This window comes from Streptomyces sp. NBC_00250 (assembly GCF_036192275.1).
GTDB lineage: Bacteria > Actinomycetota > Actinomycetes > Streptomycetales > Streptomycetaceae > Streptomyces.
In genome coordinates this window covers 8,584,359-8,605,108 of sequence record NZ_CP108088.1, presented here as the reverse complement: position 1 = coordinate 8,605,108, position 20,750 = coordinate 8,584,359, and the positions used below count along the sequence as shown (strand labels likewise).

Sequence of the window (20,750 nt, the reverse complement as noted above, 5' to 3'; positions counted from 1 at the left end):
GGAGTGAGCTGCGGCGGTCAAACGTCCAAGCAAGGGCGTTCGGTGGCGCAGACGGCTCATTCGCCCCGGCACAGAGTGGTGGAGAGCGCCTTCTGTCGGCGTCGGTGGCGCGGTCGCGGGCGAGGGCGGCGGCGTTCGACGGCACGCAGACAGCGCTGCTGGTGGCGGGCGTCCAGGGCGCCGGGCGCGAGCTCGGGGGCGTCGTCGCGGCGGACGACGGTTGGGCCGAGTCCGAGCTGGGTGAAGAGGTGGTCCTTCTCCGTGTACCCGATCAGATCGGTCACCGGCGCACGCGATAGCGCAGGTGAAGCACCCGGTTGCCCTGAATCACCACGTCAGGATCCTCCAACAGGTGCTGCGCGTGGACCGACCCGAAGTAGCGCTTGCCGGACCCGAACACGACGGGTACGACGTCCATGCGCACCTCGTCGATCAGGCCCGCGGCAAGCACCTGGCCACCGACGTCGCCGGCGGCGACCTCGACGATGCGGTCACCCGCAAGCGCCTGCGCCTTGGCCACGGCTGCCTCGATGCCGTCGACGAAGTGGAACGGTGCCTCGGGGTCCCAGCCCTCGGGCTCCGGCCGGTGCGTCACGACGACCACGTGGTCGATCCCGCCCGGAGGCTGCCCGTCCCAGCCGTCCGTGATGTCGAAGACGTGGCGGCCGACGACTGTCGCCCCGATCTGGTCCCAGTACGGCCGGATGTAGTCGTAGGACGTCTGCGACACCTTCAGCACGCCGCTCTCGTCCAACGGGACGTCACCGCTGGACAGCCAGTCGAACAGCGGTCCGGGCTGGTCATTCTCGTCCGCGACGAAGCCGTCCGCCGAGACCGAGCTGTACATGACCACCTTGCCCACGGTGCTCTCCTCTGCTTTGGGGTGCCCCCAAATTAGCGTCCCCGGTCGTCAGCCGCGCGTGAGCCGCTCAAGCACCGCCAGCGCCTCCTCCGCGCGGGCGTGTTCGACGAAGAGGTGGTCGTGATGGAAGCCGGCCACCACGTTGCAGCTGAGCCCCGCCTCGGCGAGCGCCCCGGCGACGGCGGCCGTCAGCCCGACGGCGTCGAGCCCGGAGTGCACCCGCAGCGTGATCCGGCCCGCCACGTAGTCGTAAGGGAGGGAGGCGGCGTCCGCCTCCTCCTGGCGTACGACGAGGGTGAGCCCCTCGTCCTCGGCTACGGTGACGACGGGGGCGACCCCTGCCGGGGCGGGGCCGTCCACCGTGGTGAAGACATAGCGGCCGGGGTCGAGTTCCGGCCGCATCCCGGCGAGGAGCCGGGTCAGATCACGTTCCGCGTTCATGGCCGCCAGGGTAGGCGCCCGCCCGCCGGCTCCGTGCACGGGCGCGGGCGCGGGACGAGGCGGCCGGCGCGGCTCAGCCGGTGGGCGGGGTGTCCCCGACGAGCCACATGGAGAAGAACTGGGCGCCGCCTCCGTAGGCGTGGCCGAGGGCCCGGTGTGCGCCGTCGACCTGGTGCTCGCCGGCTTCCCCGCGTACCTGGAGGGCGGCCTCGGCGAAGCGGATCATCCCTGAGGCTCCGATGGGGTTGGTGGAGAGCACCCCGCCGGAGGGGTTCACGGGCAGGTCGCCGTCGAGTTCGGTCACCCCGGCCTCGGTGAGCTTCCAGCCCTCGCCCTCCTCGGCGAAGCCGAGGTTCTCCAGCCACATCGGTTCGTACCAGGAGAACGGTACGTACATCTCGACGGCGTCGATCTCCCGCCGGGGGTCGGTGATGCCGGCCTGGCGGTAGACGTCCGCGGCGCAGTCCCGGCCCGCCTGGGGCGAGACGAAGTCCTTGCCCGCGAAGAGGGTGGGTTCGCTGCGCATCGCCCCGCCGTGCACCCAGGCGGGCGGGCGCGGCGAACGGGCGGCGCCCGTACGGTCGGTGAGGATCATCGCGCAGGCGCCGTCCGAGGAGGGGCAGGTCTCGGAGTAGCGGATCGGGTCCCAGAGCATCGGGGAGGCCTGCACCTTCTCCAGGGTGAGGTCGTGCTCGTGGAGATGGGCGTACGGGTTCTTGAGCGCGTTGCGCCGGTCCTTGTAGGCGACGAGGGAGCCGGTGGTGTCGGGGGCGCCGGTGCGGCGCATGTACGCGCGCACGTGCGGGGCGAAGAAGCCTCCGGCGCCGGCGAGGAGCGGCTGCTGGAAGGGGACGGGCAGGGACAGGCCCCACATGGCGTTGGACTCGGACTGCTTCTCGAACGCGAGGGTGAGGACGGTCCGGTGCACGCGCGCGGCGACCAGGTTGGCGGCGACGAGCGCGGTGGAGCCGCCGACCGAACCGGCCGTGTGCACCCGGAGCATGGGCTTGCCGACCGCGCCGAGCGCGTCGGCGAGGTACAGCTCCGGCATCATCACGCCCTCGAAGAAATCGGGGGCCTTGCCGATGACGACGGCGTCGATGTCCGCCCAGGTCAGTTCCGCGTCCGCCAGGGCGCGGACGGCGGCCTCGCGGACGAGCCCGGCGATCGACACGTCCCTGCGTGCGGCGACGTGCTTGGTCTGGCCTATGCCGACGACGGCGACGAACTCTTTCGATGTCACGGCCTTACCGGACATGCGGCTCTCCTTCCAGGACGGCGACCAGGTTCTGCTGGAGGCAGGGCCCTGAGGTGGCGTGGGCGAGGGCGCGGTCGGATTCGCCCCGGTGGATGCGGGCGGCGGCTTCGCCGAGCCGGATGAGGCCGGCGGCCATGACGGGGTTGGCGGCGAGCGCTCCGCCGGACGGGTTGACCCTCACGCTCTCGTCGAGGTCGAGGGCCCGGCGCAGGACGACCTCCTGGGAGGTGAAGGGCGCGTGGAGTTCGGCGGTGTCGACGGGCGCGTCGAAGGCTCCGGCGCGTTCGGCGGCGAGGCGGGTGGAGGGCGAGTCGGTGAGGTCGCGGACGCCGAGGGAGTGGGCCTCGACGCGGTGGTCCATGCCCCGGATCCAGGCGGGGCGGGCGCAGATCTCTCGGGCCAGGTCACCGGCGGCGAGGATCACGGCGGCGGCACCGTCGCCGATGGGCGGGCAGTCGCCGGTGCGGAGGGGCTGGACGAGGTACTCACCTTGGGGGCGGGCTCCGGGCAGCTGGGCGTGGGGGTTCGCAGCAGCGTCCTCGCGGCTGCGGGTGGCGATCGCGGCGAGGGCGGGTTCGTCGGTGGCACCGGCGTCGACGAGCGCCTGCGCCTGGAGCGCGGCGAGGGCGACGGAGTCGGGCCAGAGCGGGGCCACGTAGTAGGGGTCGAGCTGGCGGGTGAGGACGTCGCGGACGGAGCCGGGCGAGGACTTGCCGTAGGAGTAGACGAGGGCGGTGTCGGCCTCGCCGGTGAGGAGCTTCACCCAGGCCTCGTACAGCGCCCAGGCGCCGTCGGTCTCGACGTGGGACTCGGAGATCGGCGGCCATGCTCCGACACCGTCGAGGGCCATGGTGAAGGAGAAGGCGCGGCCGGCCAGGTAGTCGGAGGAGCCGGAGCAGGTGAAGCCGATGTCGGAGGTCTTGAGTCCGGTCTGCCGGAGGACGTCGTGCAGGACGGGCATGACCATCTCGACCTCGGAGAGGTCGTCGGTGCGGCGGCGGTGGTCGCTCTGGGCGAAGGCGACGATCGCCACCTCTCGGTCCGGCCGGTGCGGCGTCACAGCAGCTCCTTGTAGGTGTCGTAGTCGGCGTCGGGCTCGCCGGTGGGCCGGTAGTGGTCGGGGTAGCGGCCGTCCTCGCTCCACACCGGTTCGACGCGCAGGCCCATCCGGACCTGGTCGTACGGGATGCCGGCGATGCGTCCGTGGAGGGCGAGCCCGGCGCCGTCGAGGGCGATGTGTGCGTAGACGTACGGCACGTCGATCTCGGCGTTCTTCGCCTTGATGTTGACGATGCAGAAGGTGGTGACGGTGCCGCTCGGACCGACCTCGACCTGGTCGGTGGTGGCGATGCCGCAGGTGGGGCAGGCGCCGCGGGGCGGCACGTAGACCTTGGCGCAGGAGGGGCAGCGCTCGCCGACGGTGCGGCGCTCGGCGAGGGCGTGCAGATAGCGGGTCTGTGCGCGGCCGGGGCTGTAGGTGTAGTCGAGGCGGGCGGGGGCGACGATGCCGGTGACGGGGTCGGCGAACCGCCCCTCGTGCGGACGTGGTTCGGCCGTCGGGTCACTGTCGTACGGCTCGAAGCAGGCGATGTCCGTGATCGCGCCGGAACGTTCGGCCGCCCAGCGGATCCGGACCCGCATGCCGGAGCGGACGGCTTCGGGGCCGGAAGCGTCCAGGGCGTGCAGGAGGGCGGTGTCGGCGCCGTCGAGGCGGACGAGGACCCATGCGAAGGGCGTCCGGAGGGGCTGCCCGGTGCGGGGCTCGGGGTTCCAGGCCCAGGTGGTGACGGTGCCGGTGGCGCCGACCTCGACGAGGTCGCGGAGCTCGGCGGCGGTGGCGGGGTCGTACTCGACGGGCGGGACGAGGATCTCGCCGGTCTCGGTGCGGACGCCGAGGACGGTTCGCTCGCGCAGGCCGGTGAGGAAGGCGGACTGGACGGGGCCGAGGGAGCGGGTGAAGGGGAATTCGACGACGAGCGGTGCTTGCAGGATTTCGGGGGGCGGGGCGGCTTTCATGAGCGGGGCTCCTTCGTAGGGTTGGGTTACGGGGCCGCTGCGCGGGGCCGTTTCCCCACCCGGCCCCTTCCCGTGATCCGGGGCGGAGCCCCCGATCACGGGAAGGGGCCGGGTGGGGAAAGGTCACTCCCGGCGGTACTCCGGCGCCCGCTTCTCCGCGAACGCCCGCGCCCCCTCCTTGGCGTCCGCCGTGTCGAAGATCGGCCACCCGCGCTTCAGTTCGGCGGCCAGCCCCTCCGTCTCCGTCATCTCGGTGGTTTCGTACACGGATGCCTTCACGGCCTCGACGGCGAGCGGGCCGCAGGCGTTGATCCGGTCGGCGATGTCGAGGGCCGTGTCGAGTGCGGTGCCGTCGGGGACGACCCGTCCGACGAGGCCGATGCGTGCGGCCTCCTCGGCCGTGTACGGGCGGCCCGTGAGGAGCATTTCGAGGGCGTGGGTACGGGCGATCTGTCGGGGCAGGCGGACCGTGGAGCCGCCGATCGGGAAGAGCCCGCGCCGGACCTCGAAGAGGCCGAACGTCGCCGAGGCGGCCGCGACCCGGATGTCCGTCCCCTGGAGGATCTCGGTGCCGCCCGCGACGCAGTAGCCCTCGACGGCGGCGATGACGGGTTTGCGGGGGCGGTGGTGGCGCAGCATCGCCTTCCAGTGCAGGTCGGGGTCGGCCTTGAGCCGGTCCCGGTACTGCTCGCCCTCCATTCCCTTGCCGGCGAGGGCCTTGAGGTCCATGCCGGCGCAGAACGTGCCGCCCGCGCCGGTGAGGACGACGGAGCGGATGCTGTCGTCGGCGTCGGCCTCCAGCCAGCCGTCGTAGAGGCCGACGAGCATCGGCAGCGAGAGGGCGTTCTTGGCCTCGGGCCGGTTCAAGGTGAGTACGAGCGTGGCGCCTTCGCGCCGCACGCCGAGGTGTTCGGTGCCACCCATGGGGGTCTCCCGTCTCCAGTTCTGGAACAGGTTGCAGGAGCCGGGGGTCCAGTTCAATAGTTTTCTGACACTCAGTCAGATTCTTCTGCGCACCCCCTTCCCCCCGTCGCCGGTCGGCGCTCTAATGACCGCCGAGCCAGTGCGCACCCGTACGAGTCAGCGCGAGCCGGGGTCAGGAGGAACGGTGGAGTACAACCTTGCCGACCTGTTCGAATCGGTGGTCGACGCGGTGCCCGACCGCGAGGCACTGGTGTACGTCGATCATCCGGGGACGGGCGAGGAGCGCAGGCTCACGTACGCCGGGCTCGACGCCGCCGCCAACCGCATCGCCCACCACCTCGTCGACGCGGGCATCCGGCCCGGCGAACACCTCGGCCTCCACCTGTACAACGGGATCGAGTACCTGCAGACCGTCCTCGCCTGCCTCAAGGCGCGGATCGTGCCGGTCAACGTGAACTACCGTTACGTGGAAGAGGAGTTGGTCTACCTCTACCGGGACGCCGACCTGGCCGCACTCGTCTTCGACGCCGAGTTCACGGACCGGGTCGCGGCGGCGCTGCCGCAGACGGAGAAGCTGCGGCACCTCGTGAGGGTGGGGACCCCGCCCGAGGGAGCGGCCGACCTGGACTGCGTGCCGTACACCGGGGCGGAGGCCGGCGGATCACCCGAGCGGGGCTTCGGGCCACGCTCGGCGGACGACCTCTTCATCATCTACACCGGCGGTACGACCGGGATGCCCAAGGGCGTCCTGTGGCGCCAGGAGGACCTGTTCTTCGCGGGACTCTTCGGCGGCGACCCCTCGGGCGAGCCGGTGAAGCGCCCCGAGGAACTGGCCGAGCGGGTCGCGGCCGGTGGCGCCGGCATCACCTTCTTCCCCGCGCCGCCGCTCATGCACGGCACCTCCACACTGACCGCGTTCATCGCCTTCAACTACGGCCAGCGGGTCGTCCTGCACCGCAAGTACGTCCCGGAGGAAGTCCTCCGCACCTTGGAGAAGGAGAAGGTCTCCAGCATCTCCCTGGTCGGGGACGCGATGCTGCGGCCCCTCGTGGACGCGCTGCGCGGGCCGCTGAAGGGCACGGACCTCTCCGCCCTCTTCAGCCTCTCCTCGTCCGGGGCGATCATGTCGGAGACCGTGCGGGCGCAGCTCCAGGAGCTGATGCCGAACGTGCTCCTGCTCAACAACTTCGGCTCCACCGAGTCCGGTTCCAACGGCCGCGCCACCGACGACTCCGGCCCCGCCAAGGGCTTCCGGCTCCACGTCAACGAACGCACCCAGGTCGTCGACCCGGCGACCCGTGCCCCCGTCGGCACCGGCGAGATCGGCCGGCTGGCCCAGCGCGGCCACGTGCCGCTCGGCTACTACAACGACCCCGAGAAGACCGCCGAGACGTTCTTCGAGCGGGACGGGGTGCGGTGGGTGCTCCTCGGCGACATGGCGACGGTGGACGACACCGGGGTGGTCACCGTCCTCGGGCGCGGCTCCCAGTGCATCAACACGGGCGGCGAGAAGGTCTATCCGGAGGAGGTCGAGCAGGCGCTGAAGTCCCACCCCGACGTGTACGACGCACTGGTCGCCGGAGTGCCGGACGCCCGCTGGGGCAACCATGTCGCCGCGGTCGTCCAGCTCCGCCCGGACGCGCCTCCCCTGGACCTGGAGTCCCTCCAGACCCACTGCCGCCCCCGTTTGGCGGGGTACAAGGTCCCCCGCCAGCTGGTCCTCACCGACCGCATCCAGCGCTCCCCCAGCGGCAAGGCGGACTACCGCTGGGCCCGCACGGTGGCGGTGGAGGCGGACGCGAGCGCCGAGGATCGCGCCTGAGGCGTGGCACGGTGAACGCCCCGTCCTGATGAGGACGGGGCGTTCACCGTGGGCGGACGCCGCTCGGCGCTCCCGCTCCGTACCGGATCCGGATCAGCGCTGCTCGGTGATGTTGACCATCCACGTGATCCCGAACTTGTCCGTGCACATGCCGAACACATCGCCCCACATCTGCTTGTCCAGCGGGACGGACACGGTGCTGCCGTCGGACAGCTTCTCCCAGTAGCCGCGCAGTTCGGCCGCGTCGTCGCCGCTCAGGCTCACCGCGAAGTTGTTCCCCGGCGTGTGCTCCATGCCGGGCGGGGTGTCGGAGCCCATCAGAGTGAATCCGCTGGGCGTCTCCAGCATGCCGTGCATGATCTTGTCGGCGTATCCGGGGGGCGCCCCGGCGCCGGAGTCGCCGTACGTGTTGAGGGCGAGGCTGCCACCGAGGACCTGCTTGTAGAACTCCATGGCCTGCTTCGCTTCACCGGAGAAGCTGAGGTAGGGATTGAGGCGAGTGGGCACACCTGGCTCCTGTCTCGTCGCGCCGAGGCGATGTCGTCGTGGGCGGAGGTCCGATCTTCCACCGGCATCCGCCCGTACGGCCGAGGCGCGCCGCACCTGGGCCGATCGGCCCAAGGACGCGGCGCCGGATCCGCCCGCCGAGCAGGTCACGGCCCGCCCTCACCTCACCTCACCTCACCTCACCTCACCGGAGTCCGAACTCCCGCAGTGCGGCCAGGAACTCCGTCGGCCGGTCCGTGTGGACGAGGTGTCCCGACTCGATCGTCACGAGGCGGGCGTCGGGGATGCGGTCGGCCAGCCAGGGCAGCTGGTCCTGGGAGATGTGGCTGGCCGGGCCGCCCGCGACGACGAGGGTGGGGGCCGTGATCGCGGGGAGCTCCTCGCGCCAAGCGGAATCGGGCGCGTTCAGCTGGGCGTTCGTGGCCAGGACGATCTCCCAGTCGAAGCCGAGGGGGCCCTCGGGACGTGCGACCCACGGGCGCGGCGGGTCGAGCGGGAAGAAGACCGGCGGCTCCTCCAGGACGAGCCTGCCGATGAGCTCCGGCTTCCGCTGAGCGAGCAGATACGCGGCACCGGCGCCCATCGAGTGGGCGACGACCGTGGCGCCGGTGAGGCCGAGGGCCTCGATGAAGCCGCCGAGTTCGTCTCGGAAGACGTCGAAGCCGTAGCGACCCGGCCGGTCGCTGAGTCCGTGGCCGCGTAGGTCGACCGCGTACACCCGGTGGTCGGCGGCGAGTTCCGTCGCGATCCGCGTCCAGGTCGTGCTGTTCTCGGTGCGCCCGTGGACCAGGACGACGGGCGGGGCGTCCTCGGCGCCCTGTACCCGGTAGGCGAGGCGTACGCCGTCCACCGTGACCGTACGCACCTCCGGGTCGAGGAAGGCGGCGATCGGGTGGACGAACGCCTCCGCGTCGTCCACCCAGGGGAAGTGTCCGGCGCCCGGCAGCACGACGAGTTCGGCGTGGGGGAAGTGGGCGGCCGCCTCGGCCGCCTTGGCCGGGGTGGGATTCGCGTCGTACTCCCCCGCCAGGATCAGGACCGGCGCGGTGAGCGCGGTGAGCGCGCGGCGGATCGCCTCCGGGTCGTAGGCGCCCTCGCCGTGGTAGGCGACGGCGGCCTCCCAGTGGATCTGCCGTTCCGCGCCCGCCGCGTGTTCCTGCGCGGCCGCGTCCCAGCGGCCGTAGGCGAAGGGGGCCGCGATCTCATTGACGCGCGCCAGCGGGGTGTCCGGGCCGATCGTGTCGAGTGCGGCCCTCGCCTCCGCGTACCAGGGCTGGTCGGCGAAGACCTCGACGGCCTTGTCCCACTCCTCGTCGGTGGTGTCGACGCCGACCGCGCGGCCCATGGAGGTGACGAGGACGAGGGAGCGGATCCGTTCGGGGTGGGCGGCGGCGTACAGGGTGGCCAGGTTCCCGGAGGCCGAGTGACCGAGGAGGTCGATGCGCTCCAGACCGAGGTGGACGCGGAGCGCCTCGACGTCGCCGACCTGCCGGTCGCAGCGGTACGTGCCGGGGTCGGCCGGCTCGGCGCTCGCCCCGGTGCCTCGGGGATCGAGGAGGACCAGGGCGCGGTGGGCGGCGAGCCCTCCCAGGTCGCCGAGATAGACGGCGTCCCGCATCGGTCCGCCCGCCAGGCAGACCAGCGGCTCGCCCTCCCCCACGATCCGGTAGGCGAGTTCGGTCCCGTCGTACGAAATGATCTTGGGCATGACGTCGATCCTCACGGACCCCGGGCGATCTTCGCAACGGGTTTCACCGAGAGCGCGATACGGTGGCCGGACCGTCCCCGATCAGCGAAGGAACCGTTCCACCGTGGCCGAGACCCGGGAATCCGCACTGCGCGGCGACTGCGCCAACTGCTTCGGTCTGTGCTGTGTGGCGCTGCCTTTCGCGAAGTCCGCCGACTTCGCCGTGAACAAGGCGCCCGGTGAGCCCTGCCGGAACCTCCAGGAGGACTTCCGCTGCGGCATCCACACCCGGCTGCGACCGAGCGGATTCCAGGGCTGCACGGTGTACGACTGCTTCGGCGCCGGCCAGCAGGTCTCCCAGGTGACCTTCGGCGGCGTGTCCTGGCGCGAGGCGCCGGAGACCGCGAGCCAGATGTACGACGTGTTCTACGTGATGCGCCAGCTCCACGAGCTGCTGCGCTACCTCACGGAGGCGCTGGGCCGCCCGGCGGCCCGCCCCGTCCACGCCGAGCTGCGGACCGCGCTCGCCCGCGTCGAGAAGCTCACCGGAGGCTCGGCGGACGACCTGGAGAAGCTGCGGGTGCCGGACGTGCGCGCCGAGGTGAACCAGCTGCTCCTGCGGACGAGCGAGTTGGTCCGCGCCACGGCCGGCGGCAAGCCGAAGAGCCGGCGGGGGGCGGACCTGCTCGGCAAGCGGCTGCGCGGGGCGAAGCTGCGGGGCACCGACCTGCGCGGGGCGCTGCTGATCGCCGCCGATCTGACGGGGGCCGATCTGTCGCTCACGGATCTGATCGGCGCGGACCTGCGGGACGCCGATCTCTCGGGCGCGGACCTGACGGGCGCCCTCTTCCTGACGCAGCCCCAGCTGAACGCGGCGCGCGGGAACGCCGAGACCCGCCTTCCGGAGGGTTTCGAGCGCCCCGCGCACTGGGCGTCCTGACCTGGGCCGCGTCCGGCCTACGACGACGGGGCGGCGTTCCGCCAGACGGTCACGTCGATGGTCACGTAGGTGCTGGGCGAGTCCTCCGGGGAGATGCCCTTGACGGTGACGAGGCCCATGTGGCCGCTCCCCGTCGTGACGCACAGCTGGCGGCCCTGGGACAGCTTGCTCACGTACACGTTCTGGGTGAACCGGGTCTCCGCGCGGCACACGTCGAGGGAGCCCACCTGCCCGGGGTCGAGGAGCACCAGGTTGCCGCCGCTGCTCTCGGCGTCGAAGTACCCGCCGGTGTCGTAGGAGAGTTCGTACCCGCCGTCCTCGCCGTCCTGGGGCCGTACGACCTCGTCCCCGAGGGTCAGGTGGTATCCGGCGGTGAGGTTGATGTTCGTGAAGTCGGCGGGCTTCGCGGCGGGCGCGGTCGGGGGCTTCGCACTGGGCGTGCCGGTCGTGCCGCTGGTGCTACCGGTGCCGCCGGTCCCGGTGGTACCCGAAGCCGTCGGGCCCCCCGTGCCGCTCGGCTTGTCGTTGTCCGAAGCGTTCGTCCGGTCCTTGTCCTTCAGGAGCGTGTAGGCGGTGACACCGCCCACGACACCGAAGGCGAGCACGGCTGCCACGGCGACGAACAGCCCCTTCTTGGCCGAGCCGCGCCGCGCGCCGGGCGGCGTGGACATCGGCCCTCCCGGGGCTCCCGGGTGCGGGTACGACGGCGGGAAGGGCCCCTGCTGCGGCGCGTAGGTGTGGCCGGGCGCGGCGTGGGTCGGGGTCGTGTGCTGCGGCGCCGCGTGGGTCGGTGCCGTGTGCTGCGGTGCGGCATGGGTCGGTGCCGCGTGCGGCGGGGGCGTGCTGTACGGCCCGGGCGGCGGCGTGGCCTGGTGCCCGACGGGCGGCCCGTACGCGCCGGGCGGGGCGGCCGGCGGCGCCGGGGTGGACGGAGCGGTCGGCGAGTAGGCCGCGGCGGGCGCGGGCCCGGCCGGAGCGGTGGGCGGATAGCCGCCCGTGGGCGCGGTCGGCGGGGGCGGCGGCGTCTGGACGGGCGCCGGAGCGGCCGCGCGGGCCGTGATGTCGGCGGAGACCGGTGCCGGCAGCCAGTCCTCGGGCCGACGGAGCACCGTCGACGCGTTCGCCGCCTGGCAGAGCCGAATGATCTCGGCGAGCGTCGGCCGCGCCTCGGGGTCCTTCGCGAGGCAGCGGGTGACGAGCTCGTTCAGTCGCTCCGGCACCGCGCCGAGGTCCGGCTCCTCGTGCACGATCCGGTAGAGGACGCCGTGCGAGGTTCCCTCGCCGAAGGCCGGGACGCCGGTCGAGGCGTACGCCGCGACCTGCCCGAGCGCGAAGATGTCGGTGGCCGGGGTGACCTTGCGCCCGGCGGCCTGCTCGGGCGCCATGAACGACGGTGTGCCGATCGTGACGCCGCTGCCGGTGAGAGAGGTCGCGTCGGCCGCGTGGGCGATGCCGAAGTCGATGACGCGGGGCCCGTCGGCGGCGAGGAGGACGTTGGACGGCTTGAGGTCGCGGTGCACGATCCCGGCGCCGTGGATGACGTGCAGGGCCTCGGCCATGCCGGCGACCAGCAGCAGCACCGTCTCGACGGGCAGCGCTCCGTGGGCGACGACCGCGTCGGCGAGCGAGGGGCCCGGGACGTAGGCGGTGGCCAGCCAGGGCTGTGCGCCCTCGGGGTCGGCGTCGATCACGGGCGCGGTGAAGAGGCCCTGGACGCGCTGCGCGGAGCGCACCTCCTGGGCGAACCGGCGGCGGAACTCCGCGTCCTCGCCGAATTCGGGGCGGATCAGCTTGATGGCGACGGGCCGGCCACCGGGGGTGTACGACAGATACACCTTGCCCATACCGCCGGCACCCAGCCTGGCGGCGAGCCGATATCCCGCGACCGTGGTGGGATCGTCCGCCGCGAGCGCCTGGAAGATCTCACCCGCACCCCCTCGACCCGACTGCTGACCACTCATGAACTCGTGTCTCCCCACGCAGACCACAATTGCCGGACGGCACCCTACCGTTTCCGGACACCCGGCCGGTCCTCCCGGACGCCCGGCTACGCGATATGCGGCCTAACTGCCGTACGTGTAGGGGGTCGTGGTGGAGAGGGTGAGAAATCCGAGGCGTTGGAGGATGGGACGGCTCGTGTCCGCCGCGTCGACCTGGACGTAGCGGTGGCCGCGTTCGGCCGCGATACGCGCGCGGTGGGCGACGAGGGCGCGGTAGAGGCCCCGGCCGCGCCAGGCCTCCACGGTGCCGCCGCCCCAGAGGCCGGCGAAGTCGGTGCCGGGGCAGAGTTCGAGCCGGGCCGCGCTGACCGGTTCGCCGTCGGCGAGGGCCACGACGGCGGTGACGGTGTCGGGGTCGGCCGCGAGCCGGTCCAGGAGCTGGCGTCCGATGTGGCCGCTGTCGGTGCCGAAGGCGCGCTCGTGGACCTCCACCACCTGGCGTACCCCTGCCTCGTCGGTGACGGCGCGGAGTTCGACTCCTGCGGGCAGCGGGACGTCGTGGGGCAGCGCGGCGGCCTCGGCGGCCATCAGGGTCTCGGGGTCCTCGGCGGTGAAGCCCGCGGCGAGGAGCCGGTCGCCGAGGTCGGCGGGGGTGTCGTGGGCGTACAGCTTCCACTCGAAGGACAGGCCTTCGGCGCGGTAGTGGTCGAGCTGCCCGGCGATGGCGCGGTCGGCGCCCGCGGCGTCGAGACCGGACCAGAGGACGCCGTTCCAGGCGTGCGCGGGTCCGGTCTGGCGGACGACGTCGCCGACGCGGTCGATCCGGCAGCCGGGTCCGTCGGGGCGCGCCTCGCGGCGCAGCTGACGGTCGTACAGGTCACGGAGGTGCTGGGGTTCTTCCATGCGGGCCACTCCAGCACCCTGCCCGGCGCCCGGCAACGGGATTACCGGGCCGCCCGCCCGCGCCCCTTCGGCGCCTCGCCACCACGGGACGGAGGCGCGCCTCGTCGTCAGGCGCGGGGGCGCACCTCGACGTTCTCCAGGATGCCGACCGCGTCGGGTACGAGGATCGCGGCCGAGTAGTAGGCGGTGACGAGGTAGGAGATGATCGCCTTCTCGTCGATGCCCATGAAGCGGCAGTTGAGACCGGGCTCGATCTCGTCGGGCAGGCCGGTCTGGTGGAGGCCGATGACGCCTTCGTTGTCCTCGCCGGTGCGGACCGCGATGATCGAGGAGCTCTGCCGGTCGCTGACGGGGATCTTGCCGCACGGCAGCAGGGGGACCCCGCGCCAGGCCGGGATGTGGTGCCCGCCGAGGTCCACGGTGCCGAGCAGCAGGCCGCGCTTGTTGCACTCCTTGCCGAAGGCGGCGATGGCACGGGGGTGGGCGAAGAGGTACTCGGTGCCGCGCCGCATGCTCAGCAGGTCGTCGAGGTCGTCCGGCGTGGGCGGGCCGGAGTGGGTCTGGATGCGCTGGTCGTAGTCGGTGTTGTGCAGCAGCCCGAACTCGGGGTTGTTGACGAGTTCGTACTCCTGCCGCTCCCGGAGTTCCTGGACGGTCAGGCGCAGCTGCTGCTCCGTCTGGTTCATCGGCTGGTTGTAGAGGTCGGCGACGCGGGTGTGGACCTTGAGGACGGTCTGGGCGACGCTGAGCTCGTACTCGCGCGGCTTGAGTTCGTAGTCCGCGTAGGCGCCGGGCAGCACGGCCTCGCCGACGTGGCCGGCGCTGAGTTCGATCGCCGCCTCGCCCGCCTTGTTGGTGGAGGGGTGGTGTCCGTTGGGGCTGAGGCCGCGGACGTGGTCGCGGAGGTTCTCGTACTGCTCCGACACGGCCCGGTACGCGGCACGGGGCAGGACGAGCAGGGTGCACGCGGTGACGGCCTTGGCCGTGAACTCCCACCGGCCGTCCCCGTCGAGCACCTGGCCGCCGAAGGCATCGCCGTCGCCGAGCCGCCCGAGGAGGGTCTCGTCGCCGTACTGGCCGGTGCCGATCTTCTCGATCTTGCCGTGGGCGATCAGATGGACGTGGTCGGCCGCTTGGCCGGCGTGCACGACGACCTGGCCGGGCTCGTACTCCTTCTGGACGAAGCGCTCGGCGAGCGCACTGAGCGCGGTGGGGTCGTCGAAGCCGCGCAGGAGGGGCAGTTCGGCCAGTTCGGCGGGGATGACCTCGACCCTGGAGCCGCTCTTGACGAAGGTGACGCGGCCGTCGCCGACGACGTACGAGAGGCGGCGGTTGACCCGGTAGGCGCCGCCGGGCGTATGGACCCAGGGAAGGGTGCGGAGCAGCCAGCGGGAGCTGATGCCCTGCATCTGGGGCTCGGACTTGGTGGTGGTGGCGAGGTTGCGAGCGGCGGCGGTGCTGAGGCTGAGCTGGACCTGGCGGATCTCGACGGCGGGGACGGGGGCCGGGGAGGCCGTCGGCTCTGTGTCGACCGACATGGGTGACTCCGTTCCTTGGATTCTCGGGGGTTCTCGAAGGGGCTCGGGGGCTCGGAGGCTCGGGAGGCGTGGCGTGGGCCGGACCGGTCACTCTCCGCATCCAGATGTAACGCACAGCCGCCCCCGCCCCTTGCCTGCGGCGCGGGCGGGCCGATGCGCGCGGGTGGCGGCGACCGCCCGCGCGCGCCGCGCGCGCTCCGCCGTACGGGCGGGAAGAAGAACCTCCGCCCCCTTGCCAACCCCCGGGTACCTCCGGTTTTACTGACCCGGAGCGGATCTACCGAATGATCGGTAGTCCGTTTCACGACCGGGACCGTGGAGGAGTGGCGCGATGACGGAACTGCTGGACAGCGGCGAACGGCTCGGACGTGAGGAGCTGGCGGCGCTCCAGCTGGAGCGCCTGCGCGCGAGCCTGCGCCACGCGTACGAGAACGTGGACTTCTACCGGCGCTCCTTCGACGCGGCCGGGGTGACCCCGGACGACTGCCGTGCGCTCGCGGACCTGGCCCGCTTCCCCTTCACCGCCAAGACGGACCTGCGGGACCACTACCCCTTCGGCATGTTCGCCGTCGACCAGTCGAGGATCCGGCGCATCCACGCCTCCAGCGGCACCACCGGCCGGCCGACCGTCGTCGGCTACACGGACGGCGACCTCGACATGTGGGCCGACGTGGTCGCCCGGTCGCTGCGCGCCGCCGGGGCCCGCCCGGGCCACAAGGTGCATGTGGCGTACGGATACGGCCTGTTCACCGGCGGACTCGGCGCCCACTACGGCGCGGAGCGCCTCGGGTGCACGGTGATCCCCGCCTCGGGCGGTATGACGGCCCGGCAGGTGCAGCTCATCCAGGACTTCCGCCCCGAGATCATCATGGTGACCCCCTCGTACATGCTCACGCTGCTCGACGAGTTCGAGCGGCAGGGCGTGGACCCGCGCTCGACCTCCCTGAAGGTGGGCGTGTTCGGCGCCGAGCCGTGGACGGAGGCCATGCGGAAGGAGATCGAGGAGGCGTTCGCGATCGACGCGGTCGACATATACGGCCTGTCGGAGGTGATCGGCCCCGGCGTGGCGCAGGAGTGCGTGGAGACCAAGGACGGCCTGCACATCTGGGAGGACCACTTCTACCCGGAGATCGTGGACCCCTTCACGGGCGAGGTGCTGCCCGACGGGGAGGAGGGGGAGCTGGTCTTCACCTCGCTCACCAAGGAGGCCATGCCGATCGTCCGCTACCGGACGCGCGACCTGACCCGTCTGCTGCCGGGGACGGCTCGGGTGTTCCGGCGGATGGAGAAGGTCACCGGGCGCAGCGACGACATGATCATCCTGCGCGGGGTGAACCTGTTCCCCACGCAGATCGAGGAGATCGTCCTGCGGACCCCGGCCGTGGCCCCGCACTTCCAGCTGCGTCTGACCCGTGAGGGACGGCTCGACGCCCTGACCGTACGGGCCGAGGCCCGTGCGGGCGCGACGGGCGAGCAGCGCGCGGAGGCGGCCCGGTCGATCGCGGCGGCGGTGAAGGACGGGATCGGCGTCTCGGTCGGCGTGGAGGTGGTCGACCCCGAGACCCTGGAGCGCTCGGTGGGCAAGATCAAGCGGATCGTGGACATGCGGAAGACCGACCAGGGATGAGAGGCCCCGTCCTCAGAGCCGTTCGGCGGTGGTGCGGGGGTCGTCGGACGTGATCAGGTCGATGAACCGGCGGGCTTGTGCCTCGGCCGGTTCGTCGTCGGTGACCCGCAGCCCGAAGAGGGGACGCGTCTCAGGCTCCCGCGTACCGGTCCCGCAGCTCTCGCTTCAGGATCTTGCCGCTCGCGTTGCGGGGCAGCTCCGGGGTGAAGTGGATGCGCTTCGGGGCCTTGAAGTGGGCCAGTTTCTCCCGGGCGTGGGCGAGGAGTTCGGTCTCGGTGACCTCGCCGCGCGGGACGACCACCGCTGTGACGGCCTCGATCCAGCGCGCGTCGGGGAGGCCGATCACGGCGACCTCGGCGACGCCGGGGTGGGTGTAGAGCGCGTCCTCGACCTGGCGGGAGGCGACGAGCACTCCCCCGGAGTTGATGACGTCCTTCACCCGGTCGACGATCGTGAGATAGCCCTCGGCGTCGCGGACGGCGAGGTCGCCCGAGTGGAACCAGCCGCCCTTGAAGGCCGCCTCGGTCTCCTCGGGCTTGCGCCAGTACCCGTCGCACAGCTGCGGCGAGCGGTAGACGATCTCGCCGGGGGTGCCGTCGGGGACGTCCTTGCCGTCCTCGTCGACGACCCGGGCCTCGACGTGGCGGACGGGCCGGCCGCAGGAGTCCATCCGGCCCTCGTGCTCGTCGGGGCCGAGGACGGTGGCGAGCGGGCCGATCTCCGACTGGCCGAAGCAGTTGTAGAAGCGCAGTCCCGGCAGCCGGGCGCGCAGCCGCTCCAGGACCGGCACGGGCATGATCGACGCCCCGTAGTAGGCCTTGCGGAGGGCCGAGAGGTCGCGGCTCGCGAAGTCCGGGTGGTTGGCGAGGCCGATCCAGACGGTCGGCGGCGCGAAGAGGCTGTCGGCCCGGCCCGCCTCGACCAGGTCGAAGAGGACGGCCGGATCAGGTCCGTCGACGATCGTGTTCTCGGCGCCGACGGCAAGGTAGGGCAGCAGGAAGACGTGCATCTGGGCCGAGTGGTAGAGCGGCAGCGCGTGCACCGGCCGGTCGTCCTCGTGCAGGTCGAGGGCCTCGATCGCGCTGGCGTACTCGTGGACCAGGGCGCGGTGGGTCATCATCGCGCCCTTGGGGAGGGCTGTCGTGCCGGAGGTGTAGAGGAGCTGGACGAACTCCCGGGCGTCGCGGTCGGTGTCGTACGTCTCCGGCGTGGCGAGCGCGTCGAGGAGTGAACCGGGCGCGTCCCGCAGCGCCTTGACCGCGAAGCCGTCCGGTACGCGCTCCGCGAGGGCGGGGTCGGCGAGGACGAGGGAGGTGTCCGACTGCTCCAGGAGGTACGTGAGGTCCTCGCCGGTCAGATGGTGGTTGACCGGCACGTGGATCAGGCCCGCCCGGGAGCAGGCGAGGAACGCGATGAGGTAGGCGTCCGAGTTGTGCGCGTACGTCGCGACCCGGGCGGCCTCGGGCAGGCCGAGGTGGTGCGGTTCGCGCAGGACGGCCGCCGCGGTGGAGACGGCCGCGTCCAGCTCGGCGTACGTCCAGGTCCGTTCCGCGTAGCGGAGGGCGATGCGGTCGGGGACGCGCTGGGCGCTCATGCGCAGGACACCGTCGACGGCGCGGCTGAGGAGTCGATCCATGCGGTGATCCTCGGCGCGTACCCGGCGGAAGGTCAAGTACCGTGCGGTGCGCCGCACATGCCCGGACCTCGGATACCGAACGGGATGTTGACAAGCGGGCGCGCGGCTGCGTGCATGGTCCGACCCACAGTGCACATCCTTCCGTCGGGAGGCACCTTGCACCTCCGCACCCGCCCGTTCCGCACCGGCCCTTTCCGCACCGGCCGACTCGGCACCGGTCCGTTCCGTGCCGGTCCGCTCCGAACGCGGCTCACACACCTGGCGCTCACCGGAGCCGCCCTCGCCGTCGTCACCGCCACGCTGCCCGGCGCCGCGGTCGCCGACTCCGGGGGCCGGAGCCACCACCCGTCCGACCGGGGCCTCTCGGCCGTCATCCGGTACACCGAGTACGGCATCCCGCACATCGTGGCCAAGGACTACGCGAACCTCGGCTTCGGGACGGGCTGGGCCCAGGCCGCCGACCAGGTCTGCACGCTCGCGGACGGATTCCTGACCGTGAACGGCGAGCGCTCCCGGTACTTCGGCCCGGAAGCCGCCACGGACGGCTCGCTCTCCTCCGCCGCCACGAACCTCTCCAGTGACCTCTACTTCCGCGGGGTGAGGGACGCCGGAACCGTCGAGGCGCTGCTCAGGACGCCGGCGCCCGCCGGTCCCAGCCGTGACCTCAAGGAACTGATGCGCGGCTGGGCTGCCGGATACAACGCCTGGCTGCGGAAGAACCGCGTCACGGATCCCGCCTGCGCACAGGCCGAGTGGGTCCGCCCGGTGACCGCCCTCGATGTGGCACGGCGCGGCTACGCCGTCTCGGTGCTCGGCGGAGAGGGCCGCGCCGTCGACGGCATCACCGCCGCCCGGCCGCCGGCCGCCGCGCCGCCCGGCACGACCACCGGACAGGTGCCCGAGCCCGAACGGGCCGCCGAGGCCGCCCGGGAGTTGTTCGCCGCCGAGAACGCCACCATGGGTTCCAACGCCGTCGCCTTCTCGGGCGCCACCACGGCGAACGGGCGCGGGCTGCTGCTCGGCAATCCCCACTACCCCTGGCAGGGCGGCCGCCGCTTCTGGCAGTCGCAGCAGACCATCCCCGGCGAGCTGAACGTCTCGGGCGCCTCGCTCCTCGGCACGACCGTCGTCAACATCGGCTTCAACGACAAGGTGGCCTGGAGCCACACCGTCGCCACCGGCGTCCCGCTCAACCTGCACCAGCTGACGCTCGCCCCGGGCGACCCGACCTCATACGTGGTGGACGGCCGGTCGGAGCGGATGACCCCGCGTCAGGTGACCGTGCCCGTCAAGGACGGCGCGCCCGTGACCCGCACCCAGTGGTGGACCCGGTACGGCCCGGTCGTCGGCGCCCTCGGCAACCAGCTTCCGCTGCCGTGGACCACGACCACGGCGTACGCCCTCAACGATCCCAACGTGGCCAATCTGCGCGGCTCCGACACCGCGCTCGGCTTCGGCAAGGCCCGCTCCGTCCAGGACGTGGCCGACGCCCTGCGGCGTACGCAGGGGCTGCCCTGGGTCAACACGATCGCGGCGGACTCGGCGGGGCACTCCCTCTTCACGCAGTCCCAGGTGCTCCCCCGGATCACGGACGAGCTCGTCGCGCGCTGCTCCACACCGCTCGGCCGGGCCACCTACCCGTCCTCCGGTGTCGCGGTGCTCGACGGCTCGCGGTCGGACTGCGCGCTCGGCTCCGACCCGGACGCGGTGCAGCCGGGGGTCTTCGGGCCGGCGCGGATGCCGGTGCTGCGGGACACCCCGTACGTGGAGAACTCCAACGACAGTGCCTGGCTGACCAACGCCGACCGGCCGTTGACCGGTTACGAGCGGGTCTTCGGGTCGATCGCGACCCCGCGCTCGCTGCGTACCCGGGGCGGCGTCGAGGACGTGGCGGCGATGGCGGCGCGGGGCGATCTGACGGTGGCCGACCTCCAGCGGCAGCAGTTCGCCAACCGGGCCCCGGCCGGTGACCTGGCGGCCTCCGATGCGGCGCGGGCCTGCGAGGCCGCGCTGCCGGGCGATACCGAGGCCTGCCGGGTGATCGGCGCCTGGGACCGCACGGTGAACACGGACAGCCGGGGCGCGCTGCTCTTCGACCGCTTCTGGCGGAGGTTCACGGCCGCGACGCCGCCGGCCCAGCAGTGGACGGTCCCGTTCTCGCCGGCCGACCCGGTCCGCACCCCGAACACCCTCAACACGGCGGCGCCCGGTTTCGCGAAGGCCCTGGTGGATGCGGTGGCGGAGCTGCGGACGGCGGGCATCCCGCTGGACGCACCGCTCGGCGCGCACCAGTTCGTCGTACGGAACGGGACGCGGATCCCGGTGAGCGGCGGCACCGAGTCGCTGGGCATCTGGAACAAGACCGAGTCGGTGTGGAACGCGCCGGGCGGCGGCTACACGGAGGTCACCACCGGAACCAGTCATGTGCAGGCGGTGGGCTGGGACGGCAGCCGGTGCCCGGTGGCCCGCACCCTGCTCTCGTACGCGCAGTCCTCGAACCCGGCGTCGCCGCACTACAGCGACCAGACCCGGCTGTACGCGGGCGAGCGCTGGGTGACCTCCCGGTTCTGCGAGAAGGACATCCTGCGCTCGCCGGCGCTGCGGGTGGTGGTCGTCAGGGGCTGAACGGTTCCGCCCAGCCCGGCGCGG

The 20,750-nt window shown here is 72.3% G+C and carries 17 protein-coding genes; 4 read left to right on the top strand and 13 right to left on the bottom strand.

The features are described from left to right. Positions 1-56 precede the first annotated feature (56 nt). The 7 genes from OG259_RS38765 to OG259_RS38735 all read right to left on the bottom strand — a co-directional run bounded on the left by OG259_RS38765 (position 57) and on the right by OG259_RS38735 (position 5,501). On the bottom strand, positions 57-284 hold the full coding sequence (locus OG259_RS38765; protein WP_328946529.1) for a hypothetical protein: 228 nt from the start codon (positions 282-284) through the stop codon (positions 57-59). Continuing rightward, a complete protein-coding gene (locus tag OG259_RS38760) occupies positions 281-862 on the bottom strand; it encodes a dihydrofolate reductase family protein (protein ID WP_328946528.1) in 582 nt (193 codons plus the stop codon). The genes OG259_RS38765 and OG259_RS38760 overlap by 4 nt, the downstream gene beginning before the upstream one ends. A gap of 48 nt (positions 863-910) precedes the next feature. After that, the gene (locus tag OG259_RS38755; RefSeq protein ID WP_328946527.1) at positions 911-1,303 is read right to left on the bottom strand and encodes an ACT domain-containing protein; all 393 of its coding nucleotides are present in this window, start codon (positions 1,301-1,303) and stop codon (positions 911-913) included. A gap of 73 nt (positions 1,304-1,376) precedes the next feature. Then, positions 1,377-2,561, bottom strand: coding sequence for a thiolase domain-containing protein (locus OG259_RS38750; protein WP_328946526.1), 1,185 nt, complete (start codon positions 2,559-2,561; stop codon positions 1,377-1,379). Beyond that, complete coding sequence (locus OG259_RS38745) at positions 2,551-3,621, bottom strand: thiolase domain-containing protein (protein WP_328946525.1); 1,071 nt, start codon at positions 3,619-3,621, stop codon at positions 2,551-2,553. Before OG259_RS38745 ends, OG259_RS38750 begins: the two co-directional genes overlap by 11 nt. Then, entirely contained in the window at positions 3,618-4,577 is a 960-nt protein-coding gene (locus tag OG259_RS38740; protein ID WP_328946524.1) for a Zn-ribbon domain-containing OB-fold protein, read from the bottom strand. Before OG259_RS38740 ends, OG259_RS38745 begins: the two co-directional genes overlap by 4 nt. 123 nt (positions 4,578-4,700) lie before the next feature. Continuing rightward, positions 4,701-5,501 carry a crotonase/enoyl-CoA hydratase family protein gene (locus tag OG259_RS38735; protein WP_328946523.1) on the bottom strand — a complete coding sequence of 267 codons (801 nt, stop codon included), beginning with the start codon at positions 5,499-5,501 and terminating at the stop codon, positions 4,701-4,703. Positions 5,502-5,685: 184 nt separating this feature from the next. Between OG259_RS38735 and OG259_RS38730 the strand changes: the two genes are divergently transcribed. After that, positions 5,686-7,323 carry an acyl-CoA synthetase gene (locus OG259_RS38730; RefSeq protein ID WP_328946522.1) on the top strand — a complete coding sequence of 546 codons (1,638 nt, stop codon included), beginning with the start codon at positions 5,686-5,688 and terminating at the stop codon, positions 7,321-7,323. Positions 7,324-7,416: 93 nt separating this feature from the next. On the opposite strand, the gene OG259_RS38725 is transcribed toward OG259_RS38730, so the two are convergent. Continuing rightward, positions 7,417-7,830 carry a VOC family protein gene (locus tag OG259_RS38725; protein WP_328946521.1) on the bottom strand — a complete coding sequence of 138 codons (414 nt, stop codon included), beginning with the start codon at positions 7,828-7,830 and terminating at the stop codon, positions 7,417-7,419. Between the two features lie 184 nt (positions 7,831-8,014). Next, positions 8,015-9,538 (bottom strand): alpha/beta fold hydrolase, encoded by a 1,524-nt coding sequence (locus tag OG259_RS38720; protein WP_328946520.1) that lies wholly within the window; start codon positions 9,536-9,538, stop codon positions 8,015-8,017. Positions 9,539-9,641: 103 nt separating this feature from the next. On the opposite strand from OG259_RS38720, the gene OG259_RS38715 reads away from it, so the two are divergent. Next, entirely contained in the window at positions 9,642-10,457 is an 816-nt protein-coding gene (locus tag OG259_RS38715) for a pentapeptide repeat-containing protein (protein WP_328946519.1), read from the top strand. A gap of 17 nt (positions 10,458-10,474) precedes the next feature. Here OG259_RS38715 and OG259_RS38710 read toward each other — a convergent pair whose 3' ends face one another. The 3 genes from OG259_RS38710 to OG259_RS38700 all read right to left on the bottom strand — a co-directional run bounded on the left by OG259_RS38710 (position 10,475) and on the right by OG259_RS38700 (position 14,838). Next, positions 10,475-12,418 (bottom strand): serine/threonine-protein kinase, encoded by a 1,944-nt coding sequence (locus OG259_RS38710; protein ID WP_328946518.1) that lies wholly within the window; start codon positions 12,416-12,418, stop codon positions 10,475-10,477. 102 nt (positions 12,419-12,520) lie between these two features. Beyond that, positions 12,521-13,300 (bottom strand): GNAT family N-acetyltransferase, encoded by a 780-nt coding sequence (locus OG259_RS38705; RefSeq protein WP_328946517.1) that lies wholly within the window; start codon positions 13,298-13,300, stop codon positions 12,521-12,523. A 107-nt stretch (positions 13,301-13,407) separates the two neighbouring features. Continuing rightward, positions 13,408-14,838 (bottom strand): family 2B encapsulin nanocompartment shell protein, encoded by a 1,431-nt coding sequence (locus OG259_RS38700; RefSeq protein WP_328946516.1) that lies wholly within the window; start codon positions 14,836-14,838, stop codon positions 13,408-13,410. A 331-nt stretch (positions 14,839-15,169) separates the two neighbouring features. On the opposite strand from OG259_RS38700, the gene paaK reads away from it, so the two are divergent. Then, entirely contained in the window at positions 15,170-16,465 is a 1,296-nt protein-coding gene (paaK, locus tag OG259_RS38695) for a phenylacetate--CoA ligase PaaK (protein ID WP_328946515.1), read from the top strand. A gap of 130 nt (positions 16,466-16,595) precedes the next feature. Here paaK and OG259_RS38690 read toward each other — a convergent pair whose 3' ends face one another. Beyond that, entirely contained in the window at positions 16,596-18,101 is a 1,506-nt protein-coding gene (locus OG259_RS38690; protein WP_328946514.1) for a fatty acyl-CoA synthetase, read from the bottom strand. Positions 18,102-18,359: 258 nt separating this feature from the next. Between OG259_RS38690 and OG259_RS38685 the strand changes: the two genes are divergently transcribed. After that, a complete protein-coding gene (locus tag OG259_RS38685; protein ID WP_328947307.1) occupies positions 18,360-20,726 on the top strand; it encodes a penicillin acylase family protein in 2,367 nt (788 codons plus the stop codon). Positions 20,727-20,750: the final 24 nt, after the last annotated feature.